At 59.7% G+C, this 23087-nt stretch carries 22 protein-coding genes; 14 read left to right on the forward strand and 8 right to left on the reverse strand.

Going from position 1 to position 23087, the window contains the following annotated elements; translation table 11 throughout:
* Positions 1–141 precede the first annotated feature (141 nt).
* Positions 142–3015, reverse strand: a complete 2874-nt coding sequence (locus EYC95_RS02670; RefSeq protein WP_131058982.1) for a bifunctional diguanylate cyclase/phosphodiesterase — start codon at positions 3013–3015, stop codon at positions 142–144.
* Between the two features lie 258 nt (positions 3016–3273).
* On the opposite strand from EYC95_RS02670, the gene uvrD reads away from it, so the two are divergent.
* The 3 genes from uvrD to EYC95_RS02685 all read left to right on the forward strand — a co-directional run bounded on the left by uvrD (position 3274) and on the right by EYC95_RS02685 (position 7166).
* Complete coding sequence (gene uvrD, locus EYC95_RS02675) at positions 3274–5457, forward strand: DNA helicase II (RefSeq protein WP_131058983.1); 2184 nt, start codon at positions 3274–3276, stop codon at positions 5455–5457.
* Positions 5458–5746: 289 nt separating this feature from the next.
* Positions 5747–6622: a Tim44 domain-containing protein gene (locus EYC95_RS02680; RefSeq protein WP_131058984.1), complete on the forward strand. Its 876-nt coding sequence runs from the start codon at positions 5747–5749 to the stop codon at positions 6620–6622.
* 136 nt (positions 6623–6758) lie between these two features.
* Complete coding sequence (locus EYC95_RS02685; protein ID WP_007943369.1) at positions 6759–7166, forward strand: SMI1/KNR4 family protein; 408 nt, start codon at positions 6759–6761, stop codon at positions 7164–7166.
* A 21-nt stretch (positions 7167–7187) separates the two neighbouring features.
* On the opposite strand, the gene EYC95_RS02690 is transcribed toward EYC95_RS02685, so the two are convergent.
* On the reverse strand, positions 7188–8951 hold the full coding sequence (locus tag EYC95_RS02690) for a cation:proton antiporter (RefSeq protein ID WP_131058985.1): 1764 nt from the start codon (positions 8949–8951) through the stop codon (positions 7188–7190).
* Between the two features lie 204 nt (positions 8952–9155).
* On the opposite strand from EYC95_RS02690, the gene EYC95_RS02695 reads away from it, so the two are divergent.
* Complete coding sequence (locus EYC95_RS02695) at positions 9156–9638, forward strand: acyl-CoA thioesterase (RefSeq protein WP_131058986.1); 483 nt, start codon at positions 9156–9158, stop codon at positions 9636–9638.
* A gap of 115 nt (positions 9639–9753) precedes the next feature.
* Here the strand turns inward: EYC95_RS02695 and pdxY are convergent, their stop codons facing one another.
* Positions 9754–10626 (reverse strand): pyridoxal kinase PdxY, encoded by an 873-nt coding sequence (gene pdxY, locus EYC95_RS02700; protein ID WP_131058987.1) that lies wholly within the window; start codon positions 10624–10626, stop codon positions 9754–9756.
* Between the two features lie 120 nt (positions 10627–10746).
* Here pdxY and EYC95_RS02705 point away from each other — a divergent pair, with 120 nt between their 5' ends.
* The gene (locus tag EYC95_RS02705) at positions 10747–11160 is read left to right on the forward strand and encodes a DUF3301 domain-containing protein (protein WP_131058988.1); all 414 of its coding nucleotides are present in this window, start codon (positions 10747–10749) and stop codon (positions 11158–11160) included.
* A 117-nt stretch (positions 11161–11277) separates the two neighbouring features.
* Here the strand turns inward: EYC95_RS02705 and EYC95_RS02710 are convergent, their stop codons facing one another.
* Complete coding sequence (locus tag EYC95_RS02710) at positions 11278–12249, reverse strand: GTP-binding protein (protein WP_131058989.1); 972 nt, start codon at positions 12247–12249, stop codon at positions 11278–11280.
* A gap of 27 nt (positions 12250–12276) precedes the next feature.
* Between EYC95_RS02710 and EYC95_RS02715 the strand changes: the two genes are divergently transcribed.
* A complete protein-coding gene (locus tag EYC95_RS02715) occupies positions 12277–12633 on the forward strand; it encodes an NADH:ubiquinone oxidoreductase (RefSeq protein WP_131058990.1) in 357 nt (118 codons plus the stop codon).
* On the opposite strand, the gene EYC95_RS02720 is transcribed toward EYC95_RS02715, so the two are convergent.
* Together EYC95_RS02720 and zigA are read right to left on the reverse strand one after the other, a co-directional pair.
* Positions 12630–13280, reverse strand: a complete 651-nt coding sequence (locus EYC95_RS02720; protein WP_131058991.1) for a DUF1826 domain-containing protein — start codon at positions 13278–13280, stop codon at positions 12630–12632. The genes EYC95_RS02715 and EYC95_RS02720 overlap by 4 nt on opposite strands.
* A complete protein-coding gene (gene zigA / locus EYC95_RS02725) occupies positions 13280–14488 on the reverse strand; it encodes a zinc metallochaperone GTPase ZigA (protein WP_131058992.1) in 1209 nt (402 codons plus the stop codon). The genes EYC95_RS02720 and zigA overlap by 1 nt, the downstream gene beginning before the upstream one ends.
* A gap of 143 nt (positions 14489–14631) precedes the next feature.
* On the opposite strand from zigA, the gene EYC95_RS02730 reads away from it, so the two are divergent.
* Positions 14632–15009, forward strand: coding sequence for a glutamine synthetase (locus EYC95_RS02730; protein WP_131058993.1), 378 nt, complete (start codon positions 14632–14634; stop codon positions 15007–15009).
* Here the strand turns inward: EYC95_RS02730 and EYC95_RS02735 are convergent.
* A complete protein-coding gene (locus EYC95_RS02735) occupies positions 15006–16202 on the reverse strand; it encodes an N-acetylmuramoyl-L-alanine amidase (RefSeq protein WP_131058994.1) in 1197 nt (398 codons plus the stop codon). The genes EYC95_RS02730 and EYC95_RS02735 overlap by 4 nt on opposite strands.
* Before the next feature lie 85 nt (positions 16203–16287).
* Between EYC95_RS02735 and folE2 the strand changes: the two genes are divergently transcribed.
* From folE2 to EYC95_RS02770, 7 genes are read left to right on the forward strand one after another with little or no spacing between them, the layout of a single operon-like run.
* Positions 16288–17184 carry a GTP cyclohydrolase FolE2 gene (gene folE2 / locus EYC95_RS02740; protein ID WP_131059144.1) on the forward strand — a complete coding sequence of 299 codons (897 nt, stop codon included), beginning with the start codon at positions 16288–16290 and terminating at the stop codon, positions 17182–17184.
* Entirely contained in the window at positions 17181–17849 is a 669-nt protein-coding gene (locus EYC95_RS02745; protein WP_131058995.1) for a metal ABC transporter ATP-binding protein, read from the forward strand. Before folE2 ends, EYC95_RS02745 begins: the two co-directional genes overlap by 4 nt.
* Positions 17849–18715 (forward strand): metal ABC transporter permease, encoded by an 867-nt coding sequence (locus EYC95_RS02750; RefSeq protein WP_131058996.1) that lies wholly within the window; start codon positions 17849–17851, stop codon positions 18713–18715. Before EYC95_RS02745 ends, EYC95_RS02750 begins: the two co-directional genes overlap by 1 nt.
* Positions 18716–18726: 11 nt before the next feature.
* Positions 18727–19602, forward strand: coding sequence for a metal ABC transporter substrate-binding protein (locus EYC95_RS02755; protein ID WP_131058997.1), 876 nt, complete (start codon positions 18727–18729; stop codon positions 19600–19602).
* Entirely contained in the window at positions 19599–20159 is a 561-nt protein-coding gene (locus EYC95_RS02760; RefSeq protein ID WP_077748526.1) for a DapH/DapD/GlmU-related protein, read from the forward strand. The genes EYC95_RS02755 and EYC95_RS02760 overlap by 4 nt, the downstream gene beginning before the upstream one ends.
* 2 nt (positions 20160–20161) lie before the next feature.
* Entirely contained in the window at positions 20162–21508 is a 1347-nt protein-coding gene (locus EYC95_RS02765; protein WP_131058998.1) for a dihydroorotase, read from the forward strand.
* Positions 21509–21539: 31 nt separating this feature from the next.
* Positions 21540–22445 (forward strand): His/Gly/Thr/Pro-type tRNA ligase C-terminal domain-containing protein, encoded by a 906-nt coding sequence (locus EYC95_RS02770; RefSeq protein WP_131058999.1) that lies wholly within the window; start codon positions 21540–21542, stop codon positions 22443–22445.
* A gap of 49 nt (positions 22446–22494) precedes the next feature.
* Here EYC95_RS02770 and EYC95_RS02775 read toward each other — a convergent pair whose 3' ends face one another.
* The gene (locus tag EYC95_RS02775) at positions 22495–23016 is read right to left on the reverse strand and encodes a DUF3617 domain-containing protein (protein WP_131059000.1); all 522 of its coding nucleotides are present in this window, start codon (positions 23014–23016) and stop codon (positions 22495–22497) included.
* Between the last annotated feature and the right edge of the window lie 71 nt (positions 23017–23087).

Consider the following 23087-nt stretch of genomic DNA (forward strand, 5'->3'; position numbering starts at 1 on the left):
GCCCTTGTAGCAGCAGGCGAAGGCTGCGTTCGGCGGTGAAGCAGCCATAAACCGAAGTATCGGATTTTTCCTGTTGAACTGCGTAACGCCCATTCACGACTGCTTCGCAGCCGAACGCAGCCTCGCGTTGCTCGTCAGCTGCTACAGGGGTTTTGTGTCGTGTTGTAGAAGTGCAGCCAGGTCATTGGCCTCGACTGGGCGGCTGATCAGGTAACCCTGCACTTCATCGCAGCGCTCGGCTTTCAAGAATTCCAGCTGCTCCGGCCGCTCGACACCTTCAGCCACCACTTTCAGCGACAAGCCGTGCGCCATGGCGATGATCGCCCGGGTGATCGCTGCGTCCTCGCTGCCCTCCCCCAGACCGCGGATAAACGCTTGATCGATCTTCACGTAATCCACCGGGATCCGCTTCAGGTAGCTCAGGGACGAATAGCCCGTGCCGAAATCGTCGATCGCCAGCTTCACGCCCAGATCCCGCAACTGCTGGAAGGTCGCGATGATGTGCTCGACGCTATCCAGTAGCTGGCTTTCGGTGAGTTCGAGTTCCAGGTAGTGCGGCGCCAGGCCGGTTTCTTCCAGCACCTGACGCACCAGACTGACGAGCTTGCCTTGGCGCAATTGATGCACCGACAAATTGACCGACACGCGAATCGGATCGAGCCCCTGGCGCTGCCATTCGCAAGCCTGCCAACAGGCTTGGCGCAACACGAACTCGCCGATCGGGCCGATCAGCCCGGTTTCCTCGGCCAGACCGATAAAGTCCCCCGGAGGCACCCGGCCCATGGTCGGATGATCCCAACGCACCAGCGCTTCGGCAGCGTTCAAGCGACCCGTCGCGAGGCAGAGTTTGGGTTGGTAATAGACTTGCAGCTGCTTTTCTTCGATGGCTTTGCGCAGCTGATTTTCAAGCTGCAATCGCTCAAGGGTGCTGGCCTGCAAGCTCTCGGTGTAGAACTGGAAGTTGTTGCCGCCCAAATGCTTGGCGTGCTGCATGGCAATGTTCGACTGGCTGACCAGCGCGGTAATTTCCCGCGCGGTGTCCGGCAGCATGCTGATGCCCATCGAGGCGCTGACCACCAGTTCGTGGCCATCGACGGTAATCGGCAAACGCAATTTGGCCGACAATCGGGTCGCCACTCGCGCAAGGCTCGACAGGTTGCCGTAGGCGTCGAATATCACCGCAAATTCGTCACCGGAAAGCCGCGCGATGGTGTCCGCCTCTGGCAGTGCATTGACCAGCCGCCGAGCCATTTTTTGCAATAATTGGTCGGCGACTTCATGGCCAAGGCTGTCATTGAGCAACTTGAAACGATCCAGGTTGATATGCAGCAGCGCCAGGCTGCGACGACCGCCTTGACGCACTCGCTGATGAGCCTCACGCAGCCGTTCGCGGAACAGCGAACGGTTGGCCAGGCCAGTGAGTTCGTCGTAATGGGTCAAATAGCGCATGCGCTCTTCGGATTCCCGTCTCGCGGACAGATCGGCGAAGAAGCCGACAATATGGCTCACATTTCCCCGAGCATCTCGAACAGCGTTCAGTTGCAGCCACTGCGGATAGAGCTCACCGTTCTTGCGAGTTTCCACCAGTTCGCCCTGCCAGGTGCCGTGTTGTTCCAGCGCTTGATGAATCGCGCCGTAGTGCCGGCGCGCATCGCGGCTGCACGGCAACTCGACGACGTTGCGCCCGATCATGTCTTCGACGTCGTAGCCGGTGACGCGGCTAAAAGCCTGATTGACTGCGATCAGCGCGTAATTCGGGTCGAAAATCACGATGCCTTCGCTGGCCGCCTCGAACACCGTCGCCGCCAGCTGACGCTGTTCTTCCTGGCCCTTGTTCGCGCTGATGTCGCGACGGGTGCCGACCATGCGGATCACCCGACCATTTTCGCTGCGCTCGACCGCTCGTCCACGGTCCTCGATCCAGACCCAGTGACCGTCGCCATGCCGCACACGGTATTCGATCTGGTAATCCTCGCTACGGCCTTTCAAATGCTCGACCAGGGCACGGCGCAGCGACGGCAGGTCTTCGGGGTGAAGCCGCGGCTTGAGGTGGCTGAGCATCGCGGTCACGAATTCCGGCTCCAGGCCGAACAATTCCTGAAGCTGGGTGTGGTGGACTTCGTCGGTTTGCAGGTTCCAGTCCCACAGCCCGAGCTCACTGGCCTTCAACGCCAGCGCCAGCCGCGCCTCACTCTTGCTCAGGGCCTGGTTGGCCGCGTCCAGTTCAAGGCTGCGTTGGGCGACACGGTTTTCCAGCCCGACCTGGGCTTCACGCAATTTTTCTTCGGCGCAGCGGCGGTGATCAATTTCTTTGGCTAATTCGTGATTGAGCTGGTCGCCGCAGCTCTGCGCCTGCTGCAAGTGTTCGATCAGGGCCTGATTCTGAAAGCGCCGCAGCAAACCGTTGTCGATCAGCCGATTGACCTGCCAAGCCACCACGCTCAACGCCCCCAACAAAATCAGCCCGAACCAACCCCAACCCTGGCCTTGTTGATCGCCGCCCCAAAATAGATAGGCGATGGCCGGCAACAGGCAGGGCAAGGTAAAGGACAGGAAAGCCGGAAGACTGACCGCGTACGCAACGCTGGCCGACAAGGCGGCGGCGCCGATCAGGCCGAACACCCAGGCTTGTTGCATGAAATTGTCAGCGGGCACCAAAGCGATACCGGCACCAGCAAGGGTCAGGCCAGTCATGGCAGAGCCCAGCAGGAACATACGACGCCAGACCGGATGGGCCTGGCGGTTAGGAATGGCCGAATCGAAGGCTGCGACTTGAATCACCCGCAAGGCCACCAGCGACAATAGCCAGATCAGCCAGACGCTGACGAGGAAGTAGCGCTGCGGACTCCAGAGCAATCCGGCGCAGACCAGGCCGTTGGTCAGCATGAACAGCGTAGGCAGCAGCGAGCCCTGGTAGAGCAGACGCGTACGCTCGACCGCCATTTCCATGGCGTACTGTTTGCGGATAACCCGAGGCTCCACAGAGGGGCCCGACAGGTCGGAGCTGAGGGTCATAGGCAATGTTCTTGTTCTTATAATGATGAGCATGAGCCCGAAACGTCGACTGAGCATACACAAGCCAATGCCCTTACCACACTGCTCCGAATCATAAATTCGGCAAAATTTCCGGCCCCCGCCGCCCCCTGAAAACCCTTCGGGCGAGCCCCGCCAACGCTTATAGCCAGTGACTGACCGGTCGTCATTCGTGCTTCTTTCATCGGCTAATGCAAAGCTCGGTTTGCCCGGTGTGACGGCGCACCCTAGAATGCCCCGATGCGCGATGATCTCTCCCTTCTGCTGAACTCCCTCAACGATGCCCAACGCCAGGCCGTAGCTGCCTCCGTGGGTCGTCAGTTGGTCCTGGCCGGTGCTGGTTCCGGTAAAACCCGAGTGCTGGTGCACCGTATCGCCTGGTTGATCCAGGTCGAGAACGCTTCGCCCCACTCGATCCTGTCGGTGACCTTCACCAATAAGGCCGCTGCCGAGATGCGTCATCGCATCGAGCAGCTGATGGGTCTCAACCCTGCCGGCATGTGGGTCGGCACCTTCCACGGCCTGGCGCACCGCTTGCTGCGGGCGCACTGGCAGGAAGCCGGCCTGAGCCAGACCTTCCAGATTCTCGACAGCGACGACCAGCAACGGCTGGTCAAGCGGGTTATCCGCGAGCTGGGGCTGGACGAGCAACGCTGGCCGGCCCGTCAGGCCCAGTGGTTTATCAACGGGCAGAAAGACGAAGGTCTGCGCCCGCAACACATTCAAGCCAGCGGCGACCTGTTCCTGGCGACCATGCGCAGCATTTATGAGGCCTACGAGGCCGCTTGCCTGCGCGCCGGCGTCATCGACTTCTCCGAATTGCTGCTGCGTGCCCTGGACCTGTGGCGCGATCACCCGGGCTTGCTGGCCCATTATCAGAAGCGCTTCCGGCACATTCTGGTGGACGAGTTCCAGGACACCAACGCCGTGCAGTACGCCTGGTTGCGTCTGCTGGCCAAGGGCGGTGACAGCTTGATGGTAGTGGGCGACGACGATCAGTCGATCTACGGCTGGCGCGGCGCGAAAATTGAGAACATTTATCAGTATTCCGACGATTTCCCGGATGCCGAGACCATTCGTCTGGAGCAGAACTATCGCTCCACCGCCGGGATTCTCAAGGCTGCCAACGCTCTGATCGCCAACAACACAGGGCGCATGGGCAAAGAGCTCTGGACCGATGGCGGCGAAGGCGAAGCGATCAATCTGTACGCCGCGTTCAACGAACACGATGAAGCACGCTACGTGGTGGAAACCATCGAAAGCGCGCTGAAAACCGGCTTGGCCCGCAGCGATATCGCGATTTTGTACCGCTCCAACGCCCAATCGCGCGTTTTGGAAGAAGCGTTGCTGCGCGAGCGCATTCCGTACCGCATCTATGGCGGTCAGCGCTTCTTCGAACGGGCAGAAATCAAGAACGCTATGGCGTACCTGCGTTTGCTGGAAGGTCGCGGCAACGATGCGGCGCTGGAGCGGGTGATCAACGTTCCGGCCCGTGGTATCGGCGAGAAAACCGTCGAAGCGATTCGCGACCATGCGCGCCACAGTGATGTATCGATGTGGGAAGCCATGCGCTTGCTGGTCGCCAATAAAGGCCTGACCGGCCGCGCCGCAGGCGCTCTTGGCGCATTTATCGAGCTGATCGAGAACCTCGCCGCCAAGTGCATGGAAATGCCGCTTCACCTGATGACCCAGACGGTTATCGAGCAGTCGGGGCTGATTGCCTACCACGAAGCGGAAAAAGGCGAAAAAGGCCAGGCCCGGGTAGAAAACCTTGAGGAACTGGTCAGCGCCGCGCGTAACTTCGAAAACGCTGAAGAAGATGAAGATCTGACGCCATTGGCGGCGTTCCTCGGTCATGCGTCGCTGGAGGCCGGGGATACCCAGGCCGATGAGCACGAAGACAGCATTCAGCTGATGACCTTGCACAGCGCCAAGGGCCTGGAATTCCCTTACGTGTTCCTGGTGGGTATGGAAGAAGGCCTGTTCCCGCACAAGATGAGCCTCGAGGAGCCGGGGCGGCTTGAAGAGGAGCGCCGTTTGGCCTACGTGGGTATCACCCGGGCCATGCAGAACCTGGTGATGACCTACGCGGAAACCCGACGCCTGTACGGCAGCGAGACCTACAACAAGGTGTCGCGTTTCGTACGGGAAGTGCCGAAAGGCCTGATCCAGGAAGTGCGGCTGTCCAACAGCGTCAGCCGCCCGTTCGGCGGTGGCCAGCAGCAAAGTTCCAGCAGTCTGTTTGGCGGCAGCGAGATTCCGGACACCGGGTTCAGCCTGGGCCAGGCCGTACGGCATTCGGTGTTTGGTGATGGCGTGATCCTGAATTTCGAAGGTGCCGGTGCTCAGGCCCGGGTGCAGGTGAACTTCGGCGAAGGCAGCAAGTGGCTGATGCTCGGTTACGCCAAGCTGGAAGCGATCTGAAGCCCGCCAGAGGGCTTATGTGGGAGCGGGCTTGCTCGCGAAAGCGGTGTGTCAGTCAACGTTGATATCGAATGACACGCCGCTTTCGCGAGCAAGCCCGCTCCCACAGGATTTCATTCCTACCGAACTAAATCCCTAATCCTACAGACCAAAGTTAACAGGCCTTATTGCGCTGACTGAAGCTGAACACAACCTGTCAGGCAAAAGCCCGAAACACTCTGCCGCTAGCCAGTAACACTTCAGCTGTGCAACATGGCGCGCGTGCCTTCCACAAATGGGAATTCCCTTTATGAAACGTTTTCTTAGCATCGCCATGGCGTTGTGCATTGGCCTGACGATGAGCCTCGACGCCAATGCCGCCAAGCGCTTTGGTGGCGGCAAGAGCTCCGGCGCTGCGCCGACTCATCAGACCAGCCAAATGGCTCCTTCTTCTGCCGCAGGTGGCGCTGCTGCCACTGCGGGTGCGGCCGGTGCCGCTGGCGCTGCCGCCAAGGCCGGTGGTGCTTCGCGCTGGCTCGGCCCTCTGGCCGGCATCGCTGCCGGCGGCCTGCTGGCCTCCATGTTCATGGGCGGCGGCTTCCAGGGCATGCAGATCTTCGACATCCTGATCATGGCCGTCATTGCCTTCCTGGTCTTCCGCTTCATCGCCGCTCGTCGTCGCAAGCAACAGGAGCATCTGTCTCCAGCTGGCGCGCCGATGCAGCGTGAAGTGTTCGAGCAGAAGCCAACAGCCATGGGTTCGATCTTCGGCGGCTCGGCTGCACCTGCTGCCGCTCGTCCGGTGATCAACGCTCCGGCCTGGTTCAATGAACAGAACTTCGTTGAAGCCGCCCGTAACCACTTCCAGTCCCTGCAGCAACACTGGGACGCCAACGAAATGGACAAGATCGCCGAGTTCGTAACCCCGCAGCTGTTGGAGTTCCTCAAACGCGAACGTGCCGACCTGGGTGAAGCTTTCCAGTCCACCTACATTGATAACCTCAATGTTCAACTGGACGGCGTGGATGATCGTGCCGACAAGACCATCGCCACCCTGACCTTCAGCGGCGTGTCGAAGACTTCGCGTTTCGACCAGGGCGAAGTGTTCAGCGAAAGCTGGAACATGGAACGTCCACAGGGCGAAAACCAGCCTTGGCTGGTGGCCGGTATCCGCCAGAACGGCTGATCCCCTCTGCGTTACGCATGCTGTAATGAAAACCCCGGCCTGGCCGGGGTTTTTCTATTTCGCAGTTGCATCTATAGCGAGCTACTGTATAAACCGCCCCAACTAAACCGCGCCATCAAGCAAGAGGATCCCGGACGTGGAAGAAATCATCGAACAACTGCGTGAAGCCAACGAACCGGTACCGGTCCCCTTGGAGTTGCCTGACGAAGACCAGATCGTGGAAATCGAGGAACAACTGTTCATCGACATTCCCTTCGTCTTCAGAGAGTTTTTGCTGACCGTCAGTGACGTCGTCTACGGCAGCCTAGAGCCGGTGACCGTCACCGACCCGCAATCTCACACCTACCTGCCGGACGTTGCTGCCAACGCCTGGGACGCTGGCGTCGACCGCAGCATGATCCCGATCTGCCAGGACGGTGACGATTACTACCTCGTCGAAGAAGATGGCACCGTGGTGCTGTGGCAGGCCGAAGAAGAACTGATTGCCGAAGAAACCTGGGAATCGGTGTGGCACTGGGCGCGGGACGTCTGGCTGGAAAGCTGAGCCGACTGACGCGCCGCGTGGTCAATGTCCGGACGTTTCCTTATGGTTGTCCAGGGTTTCGAGCAAGGCCACTTGCATCCGCGTGTGCACGCGGATGAACCAGCGCCAGAGCAACGCCGCCACAGCGGCCGCTACCACGGCTATCAGTACCAGCAACTTGTTGGTCGGCAAGATACTGGCCGACAAGGCTGCCAGCAGCAGGAAGATCACCAGCAGCGAGAGGATCGGGATCACTTCGGCGATCACCCGGCGCACTCGCTGCGTGTGGCGCCCCGCCATCTCCGGCTTCACGCCCATCTCCGCCAACAGCATCGACAACGCCTTGAGCTTGCGATAGGCGGCGATCATGAACGGCAGCGACAACAGCAACGCCCCACCCCAGATCAACGCTTTCTGCCAGCTCGGGTCGCTGATCCAGTCTTGCAGGTAAGCGGACATGCGTTCAGCGAAGAACGCGCCCGAGAAGAAGATCGCAATCACCAGCGCCAGATTGACCCCGACCTGCAACAGGATCCGCCGGATCATCGACGCCAGCAACGCGCCTTCGCCCTGAGGCTGGATGCTGCGCAGCCACTCGCCGTACATCCCCAATACCCGACCCAGTCGCTTCGGCATCACGGCGGCAAGTTTGATTGACAGCGGATCCGCCGCGCGGATCAGATACGGCGTCAGCAACGTGGTGATCACCGAGACCGCCACGGCGACCGGGTAGAGAAAGTTGCTGGTGACCTGCAGCGTCATGCCCAGCGCGGCGATGATGAAGGAGAATTCGCCGATCTGCGAAAGCCCCATCCCCACACGCAGTGAGGTGCGTCCGTCATTGCCGGCGATAAAGGCCCCGAGGCCGCAGGAAAGCATTTTGCCGAGTACAACGGCGACGGTGATCACCGCGATCGGCCAGGCGTATTGCAGCAGGATCAGCGGATCAAGCATCAAGCCGATGGCGACGAAGAAGATTGCACTGAACAGGTCGCGAACCGGCTCGATCAGGCGCTCGATCTTCAGCAATTGCCGCGACTCGGCCATGATTGCACCAATCAGGAACGCGCCCAGAACCATGCTGTATTCAAGTTTGACCACCAGCAGGCAGAAGCCGAAACACAGGCCCAGCACGGTGATCAGCAGCATTTCGTTGCTCTCGAACTTTGCTACGTAGGCCAGCAATCGCGGCACCAGCAAGATGCCAATGACCAGCGCAACGATCATGAACAGCGAGAGCTTGCCCACCGTGGAAAACACTTCGCCGGAACTGACGGTGCCGCTGACCGCGATGCTCGACAGCAAGGCGATGATGCCGATACCGAGGATGTCCTCGACGATCAGAACGCCAAAGATCAGCTGGGCAAAGCGCTCGTTCTTCATCTTCAGGTCGTTGAGCGCCTTGACGATGATGGTGGTCGAGGAAATCGCCAGGATCGCGCCGAGGAACAATGAATCCATGGTGTTCCAGTCGAACCATTGGCCGATTTCGTAGCCGATCCAGATCATCAGCACGATTTCCAGGAACGCCGCGATGAAGGCCGTTGCGCCGACCTTGAAGAGCTTGCGCAGGCTGAATTCGAGGCCTAGGCAGAACATCAGGAAAATCACCCCGAGCTCAGCGAGCGTCTTGATGGCTTCTTCGTCGTGGATCAGGCTGAACGGCGGCGTGTGCGGGCCGATGATGAAACCGGCGACGATATAACCCAGCACCACCGGCTGCTTGAAGCGGTGGAAGAGCACCGTCACCACACCTGCGACCAACATGATCACTGCCAAGTCCTGAATAAAACTGATGGCATGCATGGTGTGGGGCTCCTTAAGGCGGACTTTCGGAGGTTAACACCGCGACTTCCGCCAAAAAGGCGGTGCAATATATGGAAACAGATCGATCCGGCGTGACGGCGACCACCCGCCCGGCGTCCCGATAACTGTGGTTTGAAAAAAACCGACCAGGCACCCGCAGAGGTGCCGCCCTTCCGACATTCTGCCTTGACCCGTGAGAACGCTATGGAACCCGGAAACGCCCAGCTGTCGATGACGGTATTGATGACCCCCGACATGGCCAACTTCTCTGGCAATGTTCACGGCGGTACCCTGCTCAAATACCTCGACGAAGTGGCCTACGCCTGCGCCAGCCGTTACGCCGGCCGCTACGTGGTGACCCTGTCGGTGGACCAGGTGATTTTCCGCGAGCCGATCCATGTTGGCGAGCTGGTGACCTTCCTGGCCTCAGTCAACTACACCGGCAACACCTCCATGGAGGTGGGCATCAAGGTGGTGACCGAGAACATCCGCGAGCGCTCGGTGCGCCACACCAACAGCTGCTTCTTCACCATGGTGGCGGTGGATGACGCCCGCAAGCCGGCTGCCGTCCCGCCGCTGCAACCGCAGAACAGCGAAGACAAGCGCCGCTTCATCCAGGCCCAGCAGCGTCGGCAGATTCGTCAGGAACTGGAAAAGCGGTATCAGGAAATCAAGGGTGATGCCTGACGTGCTCGGGCTTTAGATCGCTTTCGCGGGCAAGCCTCGCTCCGACAGAACCGAGTCGTACACAAAATGTTTGGACGACTTGGTCCTGTAAGAGCGAGGCTTGCCCGCGAAGCTTTTAAAGGCTGATCGCAGTCGCTTCGAACTTCACTCGCGGATGCGCAATCCGGTCCTGAGCCCGCACCAGTTCCAGCTCATAGCTTGCACATGCCTGGGTTTCCAGCAGCACTTCATGCACCGCAGCCGCCGTAAACTCGAAGGCCGCCACCAGGCTGTCCCCCAACAGCACACGCGCCAGAAACAGACCCGACGTCAGGTCGCCAACGCCCACCGGCTGACGCGGAAACGCCAGCAGCGGCCGACGCAAGTGCCAGCTGCCTTCAGCCGTCACCAGCAACATCTCGAAGGCATCCGCCGGCTTGCCGGGATAGGCCAGATGCTTGACCAACACCGCTTTCGGCCCGCGAGCCAGCAGCGCCCGCGCCATCGCCAGGCAATCGAACAGTGACTGCGGTTTGCGCCCCGAGAAGCTGTCCAGCTCCAACTGGTTCGGGCACATGAAATCCGCCACCGAAGCTGCCTCTTCCAGCAGGAAATCGCTGACTTCGGCCGGCACGCTGCAACCCTTCTCCGGATGCCCCATCACCGGGTCGCACAAGTACAACGCCTTGGGATTCATCGATTTGATCCGTGCCACGCCGGTCAGGATCGCCCGGCCCTGCGCCGCACTGCCGAGGTAACCGGACAGTACCGCATCGCAGTTGCCCAGCTCGCCTATCGCCGCGATCCCTTCGACCAACTCGGGAATCTGATGTGGTGCCAGCACTTCGCCAGTCCACTGGCCGTACTGCGTGTGGTTGGAGAACTGCACGGTGTTGAGCGGCCAGACATTCACCCCGACCCGCTGCATTGGGAAAACCGCGGCGCTGTTGCCAGCGTGGCCGAACACCACGTGGGACTGGATGGCGAGCAGATGGGGCGTACGTTTCATGCGGTGTGTTTTCCGTCAAACGATTGAAATTCGAGCCGCGCAGTATGCGACGAAACACGGCCTGTACGACAGACCGGCGACACAGTTAAGCTGGCACTATCTTGTTGGAGCAACCTGTTGATGCTGACCCTCGGAAATATCTTCGTGCTGATGCTGCTCGCCACTGGCGGCGCGTGGCTGTGGCACAACCACGGCTTGCGCGAGCGCGCGCTGGAGCGGGTCAAGCTGCATTGCACCAAGCTCGGGATCGAGCTGCTGGACGGCAACGTGGCGTTGAAAAAGATCGCGTTCATCAAAGACGCCAACAACCGGCGGCGCCTGGCCCGTGTGTATAACTTCGAGTTCACCGTGACCGGCGAAACCCGGCATAACGGCACCATCACCCAGTTCGGCGCCCACAGCGCGCAGATCGAGCTGGCGCCCTACCCGATGCCGTTCGACGACACGCCGGTGGTGGTCGATGTCGCAAAACCCCGCGCCGAAGTGATCGAATTGAGCCAGTGGCGGCAAGAACACACCAAATGGCGTCCTTGATGACTGATGTCGTCAGTTAAATCCATTCGCGAACAAGCTCGCTCCCACAGGGAAATGCGTTCCAATGTAGGAGCGGGCTTGCTCGCGAAGAGGCCTCAAAAGCAGCACAAAAACTCGCTAACTGGATGAAACCCGGCACGCGGCCAAGCTTTTCTGCAGCACAGCAACATCCTGCGGCTCACTGAAAATCAGCTCGATCCGCGAATCCCGGCGCCATTCGCTGGGCTGCCATTCCAGTTCCGAGTTATCCAGCGCATTCGCCGACACCCAACCGTCGACGCTGTGGATAACCAGCTTCGCCCGCCGCCAGGCGATGCTTTCAAGCCACTGGCCAACACGCACCACATCGAAGGTCTGCGTCGGATGCCAACGCCAGCCTATGCTCCAACCGCCCTCCTGTGCCTGACTCAAGCAAATCGGCAGCGCAGGATCGGTCCAGATGGCCGGCATCTGCGCCAATCCCTTGGGCACGATGAAGTTATCCACACTTGCCACCGCCTGAGCACTTAGTCCCGGTAGTTTGTTCAACAGCAAGAGGGCTTGCTGCGTCCAGAACAGGGGACGAGAAGGCAGCTGCGCGGCAATTCGCTGGCGATCATTGTCGTCGAGACCTTCCGCCTTGTTCAGCAGCAACAAACCAGCGCTGCTCAACGCCTCCTGTTGCGCCTCGGGCAATGGTTTGCCAGCGGCGAGTGCCTGGGCATCCAAAACTAGCACACAAGGCTGTACCGCCAGTACACCTTGCCACGGTGCCTCACTCAATTGCCTGAGCAACTGGGCCGGGTGACCCAATCCTGAGGGTTCGATGAACAGCCGATCCGGCCGCGCCTTGCGCAGCAACCGCCCAAGGCCGATCTGAAACGGCGCACCGTTCACGCAACACAAACAGCCCCCGGCCACTTCCCCCAGTGCGATACCATCGGCGTCCTGGGTCAGAAGCGCTGCATCGAGGCCGATCTGGCCGAACTCGTTGATCAGCACCGCCCAGCGCTCATTCGCGGGCCGTTGCGCCAGCAGGTGCTTGATCAAACTGGTCTTGCCCGCGCCCAACGGACCGGCAATGACGTGAGTGGGAATGTTCTGCAACATGGTCGATGTTTTCTGAGGAGGTAATGGATGCGGTTGATGGGATTGTCATTGCTCTTGGCGCTGTGTTCCGGCGAGGCGCTGGCCCAGGCTTGCGTGGTACATAGCACAGCCGAGCGACTCGACGTGAAAGTCTGCCAGCAGAACCGCAACATCCCGGAAAAGCTCTTCGCCGACGGGTTCTGCCAACCGAACCTTCCCGGGCAGAAAGTCGAGGTGCAATACGTCGACCAATGTCCCACCGGCGCGTTCGGTGTGTGCAGCAACGCCCAAGTCGCCAATATGCCTTACCGGCAGGATATTCACTATTTCGGCGTGGCAACCGATGCTGCGTACCTGAAGCCGTTTTGCGAAGGCCAGAGTCAGGGCAACTGGCTCAAGCCTTAAGCCAGCCAGTCCAGGGTCAGAATCAAACGGCGTTCGCCCGGCGCGGGTTGCGGCGAACGGTGGATCAGGCCGAAACCTTCGTTGCCGTGCCATTTTTCGCCTTTGAGCAGTGCCACTTCGCCGCTGGCGATATTCTCGATCAGCGAATCGTCTGTGGGTTCGGCCTCAGGCTTGCCCAGTTGCCGGCGATCCATCACCCCTTCTTTCAACCACTGACTGCCGATGCCGGAATACGTAGTGATCAACCGCACAGGCACATGATCGACGTGAAAGCGCGGGCACATGGCCTTGTCCAGAACCCGCACGCGCAGGCCGATGCGCTTGGCGCCCACCAGACAGGCGAAGGCGCTGACCAGCCAGGACACATCGGCAATGAAAGCGGCATACCCTTCAAGATCGCTGAATCCCGAGGCCAATCCATGCAGGTTGGGTTCGGCGTCATCCTCAGGCAACTCCAAGACCAGTGACTCGGCCAGCGGTTCGTTCAGAGACAGCAGCAAGCGCCCGAAATCATCAATGTGCGCCGGGAGCTGGCGCTGCCAAATGGCGAGGTTTACCCCGTCATCAAGAATTCGGGCCAGGGTTTTCGGCGTGTCACCTTGAACCTGATGAACGACCGGCTGCCGCTTCAGACTGCGCGCCAACATCAGGCGGCGACCTCTTCGTGCCAAGGGCCGAACGGATCTGACAGCAAGCGCCAGCCCTCGGCACCCAACGCCATTTCATCATCGGTCAGCAGGCAATTGTCGAGTTCGGCGGTGAGTTGCGCGAAGTCGATGTTCTGACCGATGAACACCAGTTCCTGACGGCAATCACCGGTGGTAGCAGTCCAGTTTTCCATGATTCCGGCGGTGCTTTCTTCGTCCTGCGGCCACTGGGTTTTCGGCACGAAGCGCCACCAGCGCCCGGCGAAACCGTGGCGAATCAAGCCGCCGGCCTGGGACCAACTCCCGGCGTCCATATGCTTGCTGGCTAGCCAGAAGAAGCCTTTGGAACGTAGCAGTTTGCCGTTCACCCATGGCCGATCGATGAAGCTGAAGAAACGCTGCGGGTGAAACGGTCGGCGGGCTCGGTAGGCCGTCGAGGCGATGCCGTACTCCTCGGTTTCCGGCACGTGTTCCCCACGCAATTCCTGCAACCACCCCGGTGCCTGAGCAGCCTTTTCAAAGTCGAATCGACCCGTGTTGAGGATCTTTTTCAGAGGAATCTCACCCATGACCATCGGGATGATTTCTGCCTGTGAGTTGAGGCGTTCAAGGATCGCGATCAGTTCCTGGCGCTCACGGCTGCTGATCAAATCGATCTTGCTGATGAGGATCACATCGGCAAATTCGATCTGCTCGATCAACAGGTCGGTGATCGAGCGCTCGTCCTCCTCGCCCAATGTTTCACCGCGGGAAGCGAGGCTTTCGGCGGCCTGATAGTCGAGCAGGAAGTTCATGCCGTCGACCACCGTGACCATGGTGTCGAGCCGAGCGATGTCGGCCAGGCTCTGCCCGTCTTCATCACGGAAGGTGAAGGTTTCCGCCACCGGCAATGGCTCGGAGATGCCGGTGGATTCGATCAACAGGTAATCAAAACGCCCGTCCCTGGCGAGTTTGCTGACTTCTTCGAGCAGGTCTTCGCGCAAGGTGCAGCAAATGCAGCCATTGCTCATCTCCACGAGTTTTTCTTCGGCGCGGTTCAGGCTGACATCGCGCTGGACTTCGCTGCCATCGATGTTGATCTCGCTCATATCGTTGACGATTACGGCGACACGCAGGTTCTCGCGGTTACGCAGCACGTAGTTGAGCAGCGTGCTTTTACCGGCGCCGAGAAAGCCTGACAGGACGGTCACGGGGAGACGATTGGGCATCAGGAATTCCTCACAGAGATGCCCGATCGCAATGTCGGGCTCATTTCAATGTTATAGTATAACGATACAATCAAGCCAGCCCACGCTTGCCCACAACAGCAAAGGGCACGATGCTAAACCCCGTCCGGTCCGTGAGAAATCTCATGCGTATTGCCCTGAAATCAGCGTTGATAAGCTTTTCGCTGTTGCTCTCCGTAGACGCATGGGCGCAAATCCCGAGCCTGGCCAAATGCACCCGAAGCGCCAATCTGCTCGCCTGTGCGGATGCCGACGGCAACGCCTATAGCGTCAACACCGTCGGCAGTACGATTTATTTGCGCGGCTTCGAACTGGCGGGCAAACGCTATTGGGCGCAGACCAACAGCCGCTACGGACAACTCACCTTCTTCACCGGTATCGCCTCCGACGGCGAAGCCTGGGTCGGTTACAACCGTCGGGTCGGCTGGACCACGATCAACCGGTTCTCCAGCTCCGGCGGCAGCAGCGCCAAATTCACCTGCAGCCGGATCACCGGCTGCTAGGCCTTCGCATTTTTCTGCTGCTGTTGCCAGGCGATGTAACTGTTGAGCGGTGGATTCTTCTGAAAATAGCGCTGCAATCCGTCGAATAATCCGTCAGCCACAGCCTGCTGGTGGCGCGCGGTCACGAGTCGCTGGCTGTCACGGGCGTTGGACATGAAGCCGGTTTCCACCAGGATCGACGGCACGTCCGGCGACTTCAGCACTGCGAATCCCGCTTGCTCCACGCGCTTTTGATGCAGCGTGGTGATACCCGCCAGACTGCCGAGGACTGTGCTGCCCAGCTGCAAACTCGCGGCGATGGTGGCGTTCATCGACATGTCGAGAATCACCCCGGCGAGCATCGGGTCCTTGTCCTTGAGGTTGAGCAGACTGGTGGCGCCCAACAAGTCTGCGCCGTTTTCACGTTGCGCCATGAAACGCGCCGTGGCCGAAGTGGCGCCGCCCTCAGACAAGCAATACACCGACGCGCCTGAAGCGGTGAGACGCGGCGCCGCGTCCGCATGCACCGAGATGAACATATCCGCATTGTGCTTGCGGGCAATCTCGACACGTTTGCGCAGCGGAACGAAGAAGTCGTCGTTGCGCACCAGTTTCACGTCGAAGCCCTTCTCACGTTTCAGTCGCTTGGCCAAAAGCTGAGCGATCGATAGGACGACGTCTTTCTCTCGCTCCCCTTTGGCGGCCACCGCGCCGGGGTCTTTGCCGCCGTGACCAGGGTCGACCACCACGATGATGTCGCGCTTGGGGTGAGGCTTGTCGATGCTCGCCTCGGGTGCCACTGCGATGTGCATAGGCGCCGCCGACCTCAGATCGAGCACCAGCCGATCGCCTTGGCCATCCTGTGGCGGCAGGAGAAAGCTGTTGAGCTGCACCGCGGCGCAGAGGTCGAGGACGATCCGCGTATCGCCCTGGCCAAAATGCCCGGAGCGAATCGACCGAATGACCGTATTGCCAAGCGCCAGCTGACTGAAGTCGCCACTGAGGGTGGCACCACTCAGATCGATGATCAGTCGTTCGGGAGCGCTCAGTGAAAAGGTCTTGTACTGCACCGGCCCACTCAAATCGAACACCAGACGTAGCTTGTCATCCGAACGCCAGAGCCGCGCGTTGCGAATCTGCGTGGCCGAAACACCGAAGGGTAAAGCGAAGGCTGCGCTGGCCAGCATCCAGTTGAGCAAGTGACGTCTGTGCATTTTGAAAGCCGCTCGTGAAAAAGGCGTAGTCGATTTTAATGTAATAACATAACATGCGATATAAACTCCCACGATGGACCTGCTCATGAATGCGCTGACTCTGCCGGATATCGCCGCGCAGGCTTCACGCCAAGCCCTGCCACTCGAATGGGTGGGCATGTGCGGCATTGCTCTTCCTGTTTTATTCGATGGTCAACGGCTGAGCGCAAAGGCTGACGCAGGCGTGAGCCTCGATGATGGAGAAGCACGCGGCATTCACATGTCCCGGCTGTATTTGGCGTTGGAAATGCTTGAGCGGGAAATCCTGACACCCGCCCTGTTACGGCGAGTGCTGCAAAGCTTTCTCAATAGTCATGAAGGACTGTCCCACAGCGCCTACTTAAAAATTGATGCGGATTTACTGCTCAAAAGACCGGCGCTGATCAGCCCTTTGGCTGGCTGGAAAACCTATCCAGTGAGCATCGAAGCGCGTTTGAAAAACGCGATGTTCCACGTGGAACTAAAAATCGACGTTCCTTATTCCTCAACCTGCCCCTGTTCAGCCGCACTTTCTCGGCAGTTGATTCAGCAACAATTCGTCGACGACTTCGCCAACAAGTCCCTGCAACACGCCGATGTATTGGCGTGGCTTGGCTCTACGAAAGGCATCGTTGCAACACCTCACAGCCAACGCAGCCATGCACTTTTACACCTGAGACTGGACGATTATCTGGATGACCTGCCGCTGATTGCGTTCATCAATGACGCCGAAGCCGCACTGGGGACCGCCGTGCAAACCGCGGTAAAGCGCGCCGATGAGCAAGCCTTCGCTCTGGCCAATGGTCAAAATTTGATGTTCTGCGAGGACGCCGCCCGCCGCTTGAATCTGGCCCTGAAACGCTCGCCCGGTATCAACGCCTTCCACATACGCGTCGTCCACGCCGAAAGCCTCCATGCCCACGATGCCGTCGCCGAGAGCCGATGGAACTGGGTGGATGCATGATCCGATGCCACGCTTTGCGCTGGGGCGCACCCGGGCAACCGCTCACACCGCCCGTTGATTTCGAATTACCTAAAGGCAGTCTGACTGCCGTGATCGGGGCCAATGGCTCGGGTAAAAGCAGTCTGCTGAAAGTCATCGCGGGGCTACAAAAACCACTGACTGGAAAAATCGTCCTCGATGTTCCACGCAAGGGCTCGCTTTCCTTTCTCCCCCAGCAACAACACCTGGATCGGCAATTTCCCATCAGCCTTCAGGAGTTGGTAGCCGCTGGTTTCTGGGGCAGCAAACAGTCACAAGAGGTGCGCAGCGATCGCCTCAGAGCCGTGCTGGAAAACTGGTGCCTCACGGGTTTGGAACAGCGCCCGTTGATGGCCCTCTCCGGCGGCGAATTGCAGCGCGCCCTGCTCGCCCGCCTGAGTCTCGCCGAAGCGCCGTTGCTGTTGCTCGACGAACCCCACGCCGCGCTCGATGAGCTCGGTCAGGCACTGCTCTGGAAACACCTCCATGCCTGGCACGCCGAAGGTCGAACCCTGGTGGTCGTGTGTCATGACCTGGCCGCGGTTCGCCAACACATTCCTCAAAGCTTGCTGATCAAAAGCAGCGGCTGCGTCGTTGGACCGAGTACCGAGCTGATCCACCAACAACCGCATACGCAGGTGGCCTGATGCTCGCTGCCGCTCATCTTTGGCAACCCTTCCACGAGTTCGTGTTCATGCGCCGGGCACTCATTGGCGGATTGGTCCTGGCTTGCAGCACGGCTCCGCTGGGCGTGTTTCTGATCCTTCGACGCATGAGCCTGATCGGCGACGCGGTGGCTCACGGCATCCTGCCTGGTGCAGCGCTCGGCTTCTGGTTCGCCGGTTTGAGTCTGCCGGCACTGACCCTCGGCGGCCTCGGCGCAGGCCTGAGCATGGCCGGACTCGCGGCCTGGATTACCCGCCGGACGGGACTGCGCGAAGACGCGAGCCTCGCCGCGATCTACCCGATTTCCCTCGCCAGCGGCGTGCTGATCCTTGGCATCGCCGGCAAACGTCTGGACCTGCTTCATCTGTTGTTCGGCTCGGCACTGGCAGTCGATGGGCCGACGCTGACAGGCATGCTGTGGATCTCCGGGTTTAGCCTGATCGCCATGGCGCTCATCTACAAACCGTTATTGCTGGACACCCTCGATCCGCTTTTTCTGCAAACCGTCAGCCGCCTCGGTCCATTGGCACATGGCGTATTTCTGACCCTGGTGGTGCTGAATCTTGTGATCGGCTTCCAGGCCATTGGTGCATTGATGGTGGTCGGTTTGATGATGTTGCCCGCCGCCGCGTCGCGCTTCTGGAGTCGTCGTTTGCCGGTGTTGATCGGGATCGCCGCCCTGCTCGGCTGCCTCTCGGTGTGGCTCGGGTTGTTGCTGTCGTTCTACTACTCGCTGCCCAGCGGTCCGGCGATCGTGCTGGTGGCGGGCGGCGTGTATGCGCTGTCCGTGGTGTTCGGTCCGGTGCACGGTTTGCTGCGCCGCCCGCCTTTGCTCACATCCCAATGAGGTACTTCCCGATGCGCGCTTTACTCGTGCTGTTCAGTTTGATGCTGTCGATGTCGCTGTCGGCGGCGGAAAAACTTCAGGTGGTCACCAGTTTCAGCATCCTCGCCGACATGACCCATCAGGTCGGCGGCGACCATATCCAGATCACCAACATGGTCGGTCCCGACGCCGACGCCCACACGTACGAGCCAACCCCGGACGATGCCAAGGTCTTGCTCAAGGCCAGACTCATCATCAAAAACGGTTTGGGTTTCGAACCATGGCTGGACCGTCTGGTGACCAGCACCGAAACCAAAGCCCCTGTCATCAGCGCGAGCCACGGTGTCATCCCGCGCTCCCTGGATGAGGACGGCGAGACCGTGCCCGACCCTCACGCCTGGCATAACCTGGCCAACACCGAGCTGTATATCAGCAACATCACCAAAGCGCTGATCGCCGCCGACCCGGCGAACAAAGCCGACTACGAACGCAACAGCCAGGCCTACCTGAAACAAATCTACGCACTGCTCGCCGAAGCCAAGGCCAAGCTCGGTTCGCTGCCACCGGGCAACCGCAAGATCGTCACCTCTCATGACGCATTCGGTTATCTGGGACAGGCCTACGGCATCCACTTCATGGCGCCGCAAGGTCTGTCCACTGAACGCGAACCTTCAGCCGCCGAAGTCGCTGCGTTGATTACCCAGATTCGCCAGGCCAAGGTCAAAGCGGTGTTCATGGAAAACATCAAGGACGCGCGCCTGCTCAAGCAGATTGCCGACGAAAGCGGCGCGCACATCGGTGGCACGCTGTACTCCGATGCGCTCGCCGCGACCGGTCCGGCGAGTACCTTTGCCGGACTGTTCGAATACAACCTGAACACCCTCTACGACGCGTTGAGCAAGCCATGATCCGCAAGAATCCATCAGGGGATTTACCACTGATTGCGGAGTCCGCGTATGTGGATAAAACTGCAATCATCTGCGGCAAAGTGGTGATCGGCGAAAACGTGTTCGTCGGTCCTTACGCAGTCATTCGCGCCGATGAAGTGGATGCGTCAGGCGAGATGGAACCGATCACCATCGGCGCCAATTCGAACATCCAGGATGGCGTAGTGATCCACTCCAAGTCCGGCGCAGCGGTGACCATCGGCGAGTTCAGTTCGATCGCTCACCGCTCCATCGTTCATGGCCCGTGCACGGTAGGCGATCGGGTATTCATCGGTTTCAACAGCGTGCTGTTCAACTGCGCAGTCGGCGATGGCTGCGTGGTGCGGCACAACTCGGTGGTCGACGGTCGCGACTTGCCCGAAGACTTTTACGTGCCCTCCACCACCCGCATCGGCCCCAACACCGACCTCTCGCAGTTTCCACCGGTGAGCGTCAGCGCCTCTGAATTTTCCGAGGACGTAGCGCGCACCAACGTCGATCTGGTGCGCGGCTACAAAGCCCTGCAGAACGAGTTCTGACCATGAGCAGCGTGCTGATTCGCAATGCCAGATTGGTAAATGAAGGTCGGGAATTCGATGGCGATCTGCTGGTGAGCAACGGCCGGATCGTGAAGATAGCCGCAAGCATCGACGGAGAAAATACCGACGTCGAAATCGATGCAAACGGGCAGTGGCTAGTGCCCGGAATGATCGACGACCAAGTGCATTTCCGAGATCCCGGGGCGCCTCACAAGGGTAGCTTTTACACCGAGTCGCGGGCGGCCGTGGCCGGCGGCATCACCAGTTTCATGGACATGCCCAATACAAATCCGGCAACCCTGACACTCGCGTCACTCGCGTCACTCGCGGACAAGAAGCGTCGAGCGGCGATCAACTCTGTCGCCAACTACGGTTTTCACTTCGGCGTGAGCAACGACAACCTCGACACCGTTGCGGCGCTCAATCCCTGCGAAGTGGCCGGGGTGAAAGTGTTCATGGGGGCCTCGACCGGCAACATGCTGGTGGACGATCCGCAGACGCTTGAACGACTGTTCGCCGAAGTGCCAACCATTCTGCTCGCCCATTGCGAACACGCGCCGAGCATCGAAGCCAATGCCGCGAAGGTGCTTGAGCTGGTTGGGGAACACATTCCCGCCGCCGTCCACCCACAGATTCGTGACGCCGAAGCGTGCTTTCGCTCCTCCTCAATGGCCGTGGACCTGGCCAAGCGGCATGGCACCCGACTGCATGTTTTGCATTTGACCACCGCGCGGGAACTGGCGCTGTTCGAAGACAAACCGCTGACACAGAAACGCATTACCGCTGAAGTCTGCCTGCATCATTTGCTGTTCGATGATCGCGACTACCTGAGCCTCGGAAACCTGATCAAGTGCAATCCGGCGATCAAGAGCCAGGCTGATCGCGATGCCTTGCGTCATGCCTTGCTGAGTAATCGACTGGACGTTATCGGCAGCGATCACGCGCCGCACACCTGGGCGGAAAAACAACGGCCCTACCACCAGGCCCCTTCCGGTTTGCCATTGGTGCAACACGCCCTGCCCGCGCTGCTGGAACTGGTGGTTGATGAAATGCTGCCGATAACTACCCTCGTGGCCAAGACCAGTCACCGCGTGGCTGATCTGTTCGCCATTCCCGACCGCGGTTATCTGCGCGAAGGCTACTGGGCCGATCTCGTTCTGATCAAACCCGAGCCTGGCGGTGTTGCCGTATCCAGGGAGCCGGTCTTGTCGCAATGCGGCTGGACGCCCTTTGCCCGGCAGCGTTTTCGCCACAGCGTCAGCACCACGATCGTATCGGGGCAAATTGCCTGGCACGACAAACGTCTTAATGACAACTGCCAAGGTTTACCCCTACGGTTTATGCGCTAACGCGCGTTTATAAGCACTCGAGAGCACCGACATGATTCACATCACCCTGAGCGATGGTTCATTGCGTGAATACGACCAACCGTTGTCGGTGTTTGAGTTCGCCGCGAGCATCGGCGCCGGGCTGGCCAAAGCAGCCGTGGCCGGCCGGGTGGACGGCGTTCTGGTGGACTGTGAGTTCATGATCGAGGCCGACGCCCGGGTCAGCATCGTCACGCCTCAAGAGCCCGATGGGCTGGAGATCTTGCGACGCTCCTGCGCATTGATGCTGGCGGTGGCCATTAAACAACTCTATCCAAAAGCGCAATTGCAGACCGGATCGGCACTGGGTGATGGCTTCTTTTACGAGTTTGCGTTTGAGCGTCTGTTAAACCTGGCCGACCTCGCTGGCATCGAAGCACGCATGAAGACGTTAGCGGCAACCAATCATTCGATACGGCGCCGAAAACCGATATCCGCATCGACGCCCGCGGAGAAGTTATTGCCCTACGTCCTTGCGGGTTTCGAGTGTGTGTCAGCGGGACCGCATGTTCCCGCAACCCGAGTGTTGCAGGCATTCGCGCTCGATCACATCAGCGGCGCTGCGCCACAGCGGATCTATGGCACCTGCTGGTCCTGCGAACAGGAACTGGAAGACTGGCGGGCGCCGCCGCACGTGATCATCATCAGCATGGACGAGCGTCAGGCGGATTACGCACAGTCGGTAACCGAGGTTTTGCGCCGAAGCGGCGTACGCGCTCGCGCGGATCTGCGCAGCGAGAAAGTCCGCCACAAGATCCGCGAGCACAGTCAGCACGTGCCGTATCTGGTGGTGATCGGAGAGAAAGAAAAAGCGGGTGGGTTTGTCAGTGTGCGCAGCCGTACCGGGGAGGATTTCGGCAGGATGGACGTTGATGCGGTGTGTGACTGGTTGAGGTCAACAGGTGTAGCGGGTATCTGAACTGGTGCCTTCGTGGGCAAGTCGGATCGCCGACTTGCCCACGAAGCCTTTAGGCTCTCGGCTTAACGGTCCCGCAATCCTGCCCCAACCACACGGCGCGGGTATCGAGGCTACCCTTCTGCTGAATGCCGGTCGCGTTGAACGTACCGTTGACCTTGGTCGTGAACTCACGATCACTGAGGAAGGTGGCGACACCCGCACCCTGCGCTTTCGGACAGCTGAAACGGAATTTCCACTGATTACCACTGCGGTCAGTGATTTCCTGTTTGCAGTCCGATTGCGGATCCGTCAGCGGAATATTGTCTGACTTCACTTGCTCCGGCGTCAGACACGCCCGAATCCCCTTTCCGCCTATGGTGATGCCCTGCTTCTCCAACTGCGCGCGCTGTTCCGGGGTCATCTGGCCCTGCAACTGGCCCAGGATCAACTGCAAGTCCGGCAGGTTCTGGTCATCGACCTTCATGTTGCTGGTGGTCAATTCCCACAAACCTGGCTGCAGCATCTGTGCCTGAGCGGCCACAGGAAGTGCTAAACCAAAAGCCACGGCCAAACCCAGCAGACGAACGTTCATCGAGTAACTCCTGATCAGTAGTGGCCGTTAGACGTCAGCCATTGGCTTCAGTTCATGGGCCAATTAAATAG

The sequence above is a fragment of the Pseudomonas sp. BGI-2 genome, from assembly GCF_004310295.1.
Taxonomy (GTDB): Bacteria; Pseudomonadota; Gammaproteobacteria; order Pseudomonadales; family Pseudomonadaceae; genus Aquipseudomonas.